Below are 9009 nucleotides of genomic sequence, written 5' to 3'. Positions count from 1 at the left end.
GGGTCTTCGGGGCCAACTTGCGGATCGTCATGTCTTCGATCATGCGCCGGCGCAACGGGCTCATTGCCTCGTCGGTCATGGGGATGCTCCTGTCTTGGGTGAGGTTGTTGCAACCCCTCAATCTCAAGACAGGACGCCCCTTGGCGCTATCGGCTTGGCCACCCTGTTTGCCGCAGCGGCCTACCGCGCGAGCGGTTTAGTCCTATGGCCCTCTTGAGACATGCCGGCCGTGTCGCGCAATGTCCGCTTTCAAGGGTAACCCGGAAGAAATTTGCTCAGGTTGAGTTCTTCTCAGTTTGACCCCCAACGGACATTCGGTTCAGGTAAGGTTCCGGGGCTGCCAATCTGTTCCAATGCGCGGCTGTGTCCGTATTTGTCCGCCGTCTCCAAAGTTGATTTTCACTGAAACGGAACGATTGCCCGCCCTCCGCTTGAATCGGAAAGTACTTGGCGCGCAGCGCCCACTTGGGCGCACGGTTCAACGGAGTAACGGTGATGGGTTACAGAATCTTCCTTGCCGGCGCGTCCGGAGCCATCGGCAGGCGCCTGACGCCGCTCCTGCACGGCGCTGGCCATTACGTCTGTGGCAGCACCAGATCGGAAGCGAATGCCGACGCGCTGCGCGCGCTCAGGGCTGACCCGGTCGTGGTCGACGTCTTCGACGCGCCGGCGCTATCACGCGCCGTCGCATCAGCACGCCCCGATGTCGTGATCCATCAGCTCACCGACCTCCCGAAGGATCTTAATCCACGCGAGATGGGAGCAGCGATCGTTCGCACCGCCCGCATCCGTAGCGAGGGAACGCGGAACCTCGTCAGGGCCGCAATTGCGGCGGGGGCGCACCGATTGGTGGCGCAAAGCATCGCGTGGGCCTACGCACCGGGGCCCGAGCCGCACGCGGAGACAGACCCGCTCGATACCGGGGCCAAGGGAGAGAACGGTATCAACATGCAGGGAGTAATCGCGCTGGAAGATCTCACTTTAAAATCGCCGCCGCTCGAGGGCGTCGTCCTTCGCTACGGCCAGCTTTATGGCCCCGGAACCGCTTCGGACCGGCCCTCAAACTCTGCGCCCATTCATGTGGATGCGGCGGCTTATGCCGCTCTGCTGGCCATCGACCACGGCGACCCGGGCATCTATAACATCGCGCAGTCCAACAGACACGTTGCGACCGAAAAGGCACGCGCCGAGCTGGGTTGGACTCCTGATTTTCGTCTTCCGGCCTGACGATTTTCGCACGCGGTCCAGCGCTCAGGCCGTGGCGATGCCTCGGCGCCCGCGACGTTGTGGCGCGTCGCTTGCCAGGCGAGACCGAAAGTGATGGGTGCGCAGTCAGAACGGCGCTGATGACCCGATGCGGACATAAACCCACGCCCTTTCCTCGCCCGACGTCAAAAAGCGCTATTTATGTCCACGCCCTACTAGGATGGTTGGTGGCGCGCCTTTAACTTTTACATAGAAGACAAGTAGTTTTGCGGCCTGCGTCGCACTAGCGTTGCGGCTCACAATGTGGACGTCCGTAGGCGCTTCATAAAAGACCTCACCGGTATTTACGGTTTTTGGGGCTTCACCTTCTACCTGCGTGACGACGCTCCCCTCCAAAACATAGACGAAGAGATCTGCATTATGCCGATGCGGCTCCGAGACTTCGCCCGGAGCGAAGTCGACGACTTCGACCATACCTTCCTTCCCAGGAAAGTCGGGAAGCTCTTTGGCCATCAAAGTTGTTGCTTTTCCGGTCCCTGCGTTGGCGCCAGTAAATGGAGCTGTGGTGCCAAGTGCGAGCAACAGAGAGAGCGCTAATCTGTTCATTGTATGAGCCTTTCCCTTAGAGTGAGCCAGTCTTTAGGTGGTCGCGTACTCGTTAGACTTCATGAACTATTTTGGTTAGGTCCATGATCTACCTCGTGAACTACAACATGAGCGGAAATGCGGGCGGCGGATTGTAAGCCGTATAGACCCTTTTACGAATTGCTCACCGGGAAGGAGTTGCCTTGGCCTAAGGCCGCCTCAGTTGTCGGCCTCTTCCATATCAGGATGTCGCCCATTGGCCCGGCGCGGCTGTTGGCGCCGCGCAGGATATTTCCGAAGATCGGGGGCAACCGGAAGTCCCTGCCGTGAGGCCAAGCGGCGCTTCTGACCCGATTCGGACACCGTGTGCGGACCCACTCACTCGATCACTTCGGGGTACCGAGGCTTGGCTTGCCGGGTCGGGGGAGCCGAGTTCTGAAACCGGTGCCCGTGGCGACAGATTGACCAAAAGATCACTTGGTTGCGCTTGTTGCGCGCTTCAGAGTCACCACAGCAGTACCCCCACGGGACGCCGGTGTAGGGTTCTTATACGTGAGCTCGTCGCCGTTGATCGCGATGAAACGCTTCTGATTCGAATTGTCCCACGCGGGAAAGCTGCCGCCGATAACATGTAAGGATATTGAATGTTCAGATTCATTGACTTTGTAGTCGCCAAACATCGCGATTAGCCCCTCCAGAGCGGCTTCGCTTTCCCCGGCGGTCGGAAAGTCGCGGCGGGCATATTTTGGCCGTCCCGGACGCATGACATTGATTGAGAAGTGATCTGCTGCATCGAACATGAAATATCCTTTCGGATCGGAACCAAATATTTGCGTTGTTTTCCCGGTCCTTTCATTCACGTTTACAAATGAAATGACGCTCCAAGTGCCTACAAGCTGCTGTTTGAGCGGATCTGCGGCTCCCGCAGATAACGTGCCGCATGTAAGAGCTGCGGCTATCGGAATTGACCATAGTGCTTTCATGGTGCTCCCTCCGGTTTTCAGGAACGTTCCATCTATGAGGGTTGTGGGCTGGCCGCCCAGCGTAGTCTGAGCCTCGAAATCATTGTACGGGGCACTCTGCGGTCAGTGGGGCAATTCATCCCACAATACCGCACCGACGGCCAGCACGGGATTGACCACACCAAGACGCGGGCATGCGTTCGAAAAAGGCAATCGGCCACGCTACGAGCCACTCCGGAGGTTGTTCCAGGTGCGCCCACGATCATGTCGGCGATCTGGCGGAAGCCGTCGAGCGAGAAGGCCGGGGCCTGTGGTGCAAGACAGGACAGCGGTCGTTGGAGCGTTCGGCGTGCCTCGCGTTGCTTATGATCGCGAGAAAGCCGGCAACGAAGGTCCGGTTCTGGCCCCTTTGAGACATGCCGTCGGACTCTGACAATGTCCGCTTATTGGGAAGACCCGAAGTACGGATAAGCGGCGCGAATGGCGTTTTCGGACAGAGCGCAATGTCCGTCATGTGTCCCCGAATGCGCTTCAAAGTGGACAACCCGGATCATCGGCGGATGTAGTCGACGATCCGAGAAGAAGCCCGGGGCCTAAAAGGGAGCCGGGTGAGGCCAGCGCACGCCATCGCCGTGCAGCTCATGAACACGCTCGCGGGCTGCCGGCACCGCATTGATCGCATGGTCCATTGAGCCGGCTGACCTCGTTACTTTAACGAATTCGCGCGGCTCAGCAGCGGCACCAGACCATTTTCATGCGCGGAGATAGCACAACAACGGTCAGTTGGTCTCATTATCCGGCGAGCGAAAGCTCCTTAGCTCCACATTTGGAACACAAAACCCATATATCCGCATCACGCTTTACTTCCCGTTCCCTGGCGAATTGCAACTGAGCCCTCCAGCCTCGGAGTCCTGAGATGCAAGAGTATTGCGCCTACGTCGTTGGACCAGACCGCCACATCATCAACCGCATAGACCTGCTCTGTGAGAGCGAAGATCAAGCTAAACAGTGTGCCGTGCGATTGGTGGACGGCCAGAAGATAGACCTATAGCAACGCGACCGCCGGATCGCGAGATTTAAAAGGCGACACTAGGCCGCCGCGCCGGCTCGGTCTTCCTTGTCCTCGCCACGCAGTACGATCTTGAGCGCATCATCGGGGAGCGGTCGTTGCAACGCCTTGGCCTCGTCCCGCGGCGCGCGCATCCAGACGTCGCGCTCCTCGTCGGTGGTCAGGATCACCGGCATGGCCTTCGGATGGATCGGCTCGACCACCGCGTTCGGGCTTGTCGTCAGGAAGCCGTAGACCTAATGCGGTCCCGCGATCGGCTTGGATTTGGTGCCGCGATCACCGTTGAACGTCGTCCAGATGCCAGCGAAGGCGAATAGCGGCCGGTCCTCATTGACCGCGAACCAAACCACGTCCTTTTTCTTCGCCTCCGGGTTCGGCTCCGGCGCGTACTCGGCGAAGCTGTTGGCTGGAACGAGGCACCGGTTTTCCGGCTTCAGCTAGCCTCGCCAGTGCGGAGATGACGTGTTGCGGATGTTCGTGACTGGTGGACCGCCCGTGCGCGGCGGTGGCGGCATGCCCCAGCGCATCAATGTTAGCTCGCGCCCGCCTTCGACATTACGAACAACTGGCGCTGGGTAGTCGGGGAACACCCCTGGCATCGGCGCGAGGTTGCCAACGTAGCGGTTGACCACGCGGAACAGCGCGCGGATCGCTTCTGGGTTCGTGGTGATCGAATAGATGGGGGTCATTGCGGTTGCTGCTCAAAAGGCTCAGCCTGGAAGGGAACCCTTGTGCCAGCAACCGCAATCAGACAAGATTGCACATTGACCGAGCCTTGGTATGGCCGGTCCACCCGGACGCTTAATCCTCGCGGCATTGCCTGTCGTCGCAACCGCCGCTGTAATGCCCGGCCATGAGCACCAAATCCCGTCAGGTCATCTACGGCGGCCCGGTCATCGGCGCGAAGATACGCGCTGACTTGGCGCGCCAGCGGGCTGTAGAGGCCGCCCGTGAGGCGGGCATATTATCCGGTTGACGACAGAGCGCGAGATCACGCCTCGGTAGTATCTCAGTTTGAATCCGTCTTGACGGTGGGCTTTCTGCCTCCAATTCGTGCTACGCTTAGCGGAAAACAGAAGTTGGGAGGATGCCGTGAAGAAGGTATTGGAGGACGCAAAACGACTGCATGACGAAAGCGTGCGGCGACTTGCTGGCTTACAGTCCGGGAAAGTTAAACCCTCTGAGGGCTACACCAAAGAGGAGGTCATTGAGGCCCTAAAGAAAGATATTGCCGCAACTAACAAGATACTTGACCGGCATGGCCGGAGAGACGATCCCAAGAGGGCCTAAAGGCGAGGCCCAGTTGTCCGCGTCGGATCGTTACTCCGGGCGCTCCCGGCGTGCGGACCACGATGATGACCGTTACGCCATTTCCCGTCGTGCTTGATCTCATGCAGCCAGTCGAGCCTTGCGGGCGTGGAGCGGACTTCGTCGTTGCGCTTGCCGGCGCGCAGGGCGTCGAAATCGGCCGGCCTCACCGACGAATGGTGGGGTGGCAACGACGTCAATGACGGGAGCGAGGGTCCACGTCATCCGCCGGCTATGTGGCGCGCGAAGACTGGTACACCTGCCGCGCGGTGCGGCAGGAGTTGCGGGCCGCGGTCGATGCGCACCGTACGAACTGACAATTTGCGGTTGATGGCCCGGCCAGTAGGGCTTGCGGTGCGCGGATTCGTGCTGGCATTCGCCGCGTAGCCCCTTGCTTCGTCTCCGGGTGCAGCTTCTCGTACAGCACTTTGCGTCGGTTTGACGTGCCTTCCAAGGTAATCGCTATGTGCGCTCAGGCTTCAACAATCCGCGACCAGATGATGCAATCACTTTGATGCGCGCTCCCAATGCCTCCTCGACATCCCCACCATTTCCCAGCGCAATTAAGCGCACTGTCTGCTTCTTCTTTCGGATCATCAAGCGGCCCAGAGTCTTTAGCACAGCTGGCTCGGCGTTCTGGCCTTTCAGCGCTCGCCGCATGAAGCCTGCCAGAATGTCGGTGGCTTGGATGAATAACTCGCTCCTTGAATCCACAAATGACACGTTGTCGGTGATCAGTTTCTTTATGTTGAAGCCGTCCACCGATTTGCGCGAGCCGTCCGGGGACCACATATCCTTTTCCATCGAAAAGGCGCGGTCGAAATATTTGTAATTGAAACCCTCGTCGTCTACGAACGCAAATGGTTTGCGCCTACTCCTAGCTTCACCCATCGGTCCAATCACATCGCGCCACCAGTTTTCTTGCGATGTGATTCTACTAGGGTCCTTAGCGTCGATAACCCACTCGAATTGCGCCAGCTCCCTCGGCCGCCGCTGAGCGAAGTACATCGAAGCTTCTTCAGCTACGATCCAGGCTAACTGGAGCATAACGACGCATTGAATGTAGAGCTGGGCTGGCATCTTCTCCAATGATCTTCGCAGTTCCCAAACGCTGTCGATTAGGGATTGGTGATGTTGGTTCGTAAGATACTTGGTAATCCCTAGTGCTTGCTCAGCTTGGTGTCGGGCGACGCTAGCTTGATCTTTCGCCGCGTCCGTCGCGACGACGTGCAGCAGGGCGTCGTGCCGATGCAGGACGTCAACCAAGGTGGATAGGTGCTTCGCGTCCAGTTCGGCGGATTTTAACTCGCCATCCCGCCTCGGCCAATCGTGGGAGAAGCGAAGCAATTCGCGCCGACACGGACCAACAGATCGATGGGGGATCGTTAGCGCAGACGCCAGCGAGATGCCATCACCGCTGATAAACCGTCCGGCTTCGTCGATGAAAATCCGCATGAGCCTCGTTCACCGCATCTCAGTCAGCACAGTAGATCAGCACGGTTTAGCACGCCCTATTGCTCAATCTCGCATCCTGCTTCGATCTCCTTGAAGCACTGGATTTTGCTAATTTCTTCCGCCGATATTGTGATCTTGGCTAGTCCGCCGAGCGCCTGTCGCCACTCCTTCGAAAGCATGACTATTTGCTCGGCGTACTTTTCAACCAAAGTCGCGGCCCTGTTCCAGACTTCATTGCCGATGGCATTCAATACGCCTTGATGATTCCCTTCAGAGCGTTCGATACCTGCAGCAACGTGGATCAACTCCGAGACCCTCTTATAATCGGCCACGTTCTCTTCGCTCCTGATGAACTCAAGCGCTTTCTCGTTGACAATCTTGCTGTCTTTTAAGGCCTCTGCCAGTACGCCGGCATAGAGAACCGTCGCCCGTCGGCGAACGTATGCGCTGACAGCGGCCAAATCGGGCAACATCGGTTCAATGGTTATGTGAGCCCCAGCATGCCGCTCGTTGTATTCAAGTTCCCCGGTTTTAAACCCAAGTACTTTTGCGACCACCATGTGGCCTGCTTCGTGTCTCAAAATGTCAATTGGCTTTCTTTCATACATACCAAAAATCCTTCCCCAGACGTGCATCATGATTGCTTCGACGCCTCGCCCTGCGCCAACGCCTTCACAGTGACCCATTGATTATCGAGCACGCGAGGGCGGAAACTCTTCATCGCCGCGATAGGCAGGTAGGCCAACACTAGAAGCAAAAGCCTTCGCCTGCTCTGGCTTCAACCAGGTCGGCGGAATGTAGATGTCTTTCCGTTCGCGGCAGTTGCGGACCATGTTGTGCATGTCCTTGAGATACCAATCCTCTCGCCGCAACTTCGGATTCATGATCTTGCGAGATGACCAAAACTCAACAGACTGCAGCAGGTCGATGGGTTGCTCCGAGACGTACCACGTGCTCGGATTATCTCCATAGGCTTGGGCACTTTCATTCAGTTCTCTGCCTTCGCTGGCGTGATAGCCCGCGTGCTCCGACCACTTGATGATCGATGGGCATTCGGCCAGACGAAAGCCAATTGCCACGGGGTTGAGTGCGATCACGTCGCTCAGATTCCCTATGGCGTGATCCTCGTACCGAAGCTCTCCCGTTTCTCTGTCGGTGAAGCAGAGCTTCGTGTTCCTGAGACAGTTCGGCACGGCGATTTCGGAGGTGAACCATGCGACTGGCGGAAAATCCTGCATTGCGCGACGGCGCAGCACGTCTGTCTTAATTACTCCGATCTGCGGGTGAAGCGGCTCAGCGCCTTTGCCTTCAACTTCGATCACGCCAGACATCCACAGCAGGTTTGTTCTAAGCGTGCTCGTATGATGATAAACGACCGGCCCTCGCATCGAGTTCTGTTGTCGCCGTCGCTTCGCTTCCCCCACAACAATGTCCTCCTATTTTGAAATGCTGATTAGTCACCGATCCGTGGCAAGCCATTTGAACGCCACCGCACCCCCATCGTGCAAAGTCGATTAAAGATAACTCGGCGCGCCAGTCCTCGCGCCCCTTGCTGCCATACAGGTAGAGTTGCGGTTTGTAGTAAGCGCCGGCTTCATGAATCCGGTTTGTGGTTGAACCGGGAGCCACGACGTCAAACCGGATGTCTATTGCATGAATGATCTTGTTGCAGGCCTCGCGCAGGGTGAGAATCTCGACCTTCTCCGGATCGGTCGCCCAGTTTGGAAACAGCTTCCCGCAATCTGATCTCTGTTCATCTGTTGGGCCGCTCTGCGATTGATCGAACCAGATTCGCAAGCCAACCGCGCAAGAGATCAAGATCCGTGTCACCTCGGCCTTGAAGAAGCCACCCTGCATCATTGCGATGGCAGGCGAGGCGAGGCCGTGCGTAGCCACGTCGCGAGATGCCGAGACCATGCAAAGCAGCCGGTAGAGGTCGAGTACGAACGCCCCCCGCTCCATCGCGTGGCGTTGCTTTGTCCCAGGCAGGTAGGGCCGTTCTTCCATCGGGCCATCATAGGTGCGATTCGCGTGCGGTGCTCGCACAGCGCGCCTCGCCGGTACGTTTCCAAGGCCGCGTCGCTGTGAGACACTAGGCACGGAAACGCGCATCTCCCCGCAGTGTCAGCGGATTCTCTCTTTTGAACCCCCGTTAGACACTGAGCCTATTTCGCATTGAAATTGTTACGTTTTTTCCCTATGTGCTTTCCCGCAAGGGGAGAAGCGGCGCCTCGCAGGTCTCTCGTGCGATTACCAGCGAGGGTGTAGGTGAAAGTGTATGTAGCAGTGAATTGGTGCAAGAAAGTGGTTGTTTTGTAAATAGATACGCATTTTTGTGGCGGACTCCCTCGGAGTCGATCCGCTCGAATTGCGCCTCAACAATTTTGCTGATCACGACCAGGAGAACGGCCGGCCCTGGAGCAG

The 9009-nt window shown here is 57.8% G+C and carries 9 protein-coding genes and 1 pseudogene; 2 read left to right on the top strand and 8 right to left on the bottom strand.

Annotation, left to right across the window (positions count from 1 at the left end):
- The first annotated feature begins 447 nt into the window (after positions 1-447).
- Positions 448-1227, top strand: coding sequence for an NAD-dependent epimerase/dehydratase family protein (locus AC5ZG1_RS42615; RefSeq protein ID WP_496136393.1), 780 nt, complete (start codon positions 448-450; stop codon positions 1225-1227).
- Between the two features lie 174 nt (positions 1228-1401).
- Here AC5ZG1_RS42615 and AC5ZG1_RS42610 read toward each other — a convergent pair whose 3' ends face one another.
- The 3 genes and pseudogenes from AC5ZG1_RS42610 to AC5ZG1_RS42600 all read right to left on the bottom strand — a co-directional run bounded on the left by AC5ZG1_RS42610 (position 1402) and on the right by AC5ZG1_RS42600 (position 4511).
- Positions 1402-1812, bottom strand: coding sequence for a cupin domain-containing protein (locus AC5ZG1_RS42610; RefSeq protein ID WP_080664018.1), 411 nt, complete (start codon positions 1810-1812; stop codon positions 1402-1404).
- Between the two features lie 452 nt (positions 1813-2264).
- Entirely contained in the window at positions 2265-2774 is a 510-nt protein-coding gene (locus tag AC5ZG1_RS42605) for a lipocalin-like domain-containing protein (protein WP_080664017.1), read from the bottom strand.
- Between the two features lie 1068 nt (positions 2775-3842).
- Positions 3843-4511: pseudogene (locus AC5ZG1_RS42600) on the bottom strand (SOS response-associated peptidase).
- A gap of 403 nt (positions 4512-4914) precedes the next feature.
- On the opposite strand from AC5ZG1_RS42600, the gene AC5ZG1_RS42595 reads away from it, so the two are divergent.
- Entirely contained in the window at positions 4915-5112 is a 198-nt protein-coding gene (locus AC5ZG1_RS42595; RefSeq protein ID WP_155255488.1) for a hypothetical protein, read from the top strand.
- 480 nt (positions 5113-5592) lie between these two features.
- On the opposite strand, the gene AC5ZG1_RS42590 is transcribed toward AC5ZG1_RS42595, so the two are convergent.
- From AC5ZG1_RS42590 to AC5ZG1_RS42570, 5 genes are all read right to left on the bottom strand, one after another.
- A complete protein-coding gene (locus tag AC5ZG1_RS42590) occupies positions 5593-6585 on the bottom strand; it encodes a DUF3800 domain-containing protein (RefSeq protein WP_463331508.1) in 993 nt (330 codons plus the stop codon).
- 56 nt (positions 6586-6641) lie between these two features.
- Positions 6642-7223, bottom strand: coding sequence for a hypothetical protein (locus tag AC5ZG1_RS42585; RefSeq protein WP_155255487.1), 582 nt, complete (start codon positions 7221-7223; stop codon positions 6642-6644).
- A 51-nt stretch (positions 7224-7274) separates the two neighbouring features.
- Positions 7275-7907 carry a hypothetical protein gene (locus AC5ZG1_RS42580; protein WP_496136392.1) on the bottom strand — a complete coding sequence of 211 codons (633 nt, stop codon included), beginning with the start codon at positions 7905-7907 and terminating at the stop codon, positions 7275-7277.
- Between the two features lie 25 nt (positions 7908-7932).
- On the bottom strand, positions 7933-8592 hold the full coding sequence (locus tag AC5ZG1_RS42575) for a hypothetical protein (protein WP_496136391.1): 660 nt from the start codon (positions 8590-8592) through the stop codon (positions 7933-7935).
- Between the two features lie 190 nt (positions 8593-8782).
- Positions 8783-9009: hypothetical protein (locus tag AC5ZG1_RS42570; RefSeq protein WP_496136390.1), on the bottom strand; the 227-nt coding region annotated here is incomplete at its 5' end.

The organism is Bradyrhizobium sp. Leo78, assembly GCF_059512425.1.
Note: the sequence above shows the minus strand (reverse complement) of the source record. Positions and strands in the feature narration are given on the sequence as shown.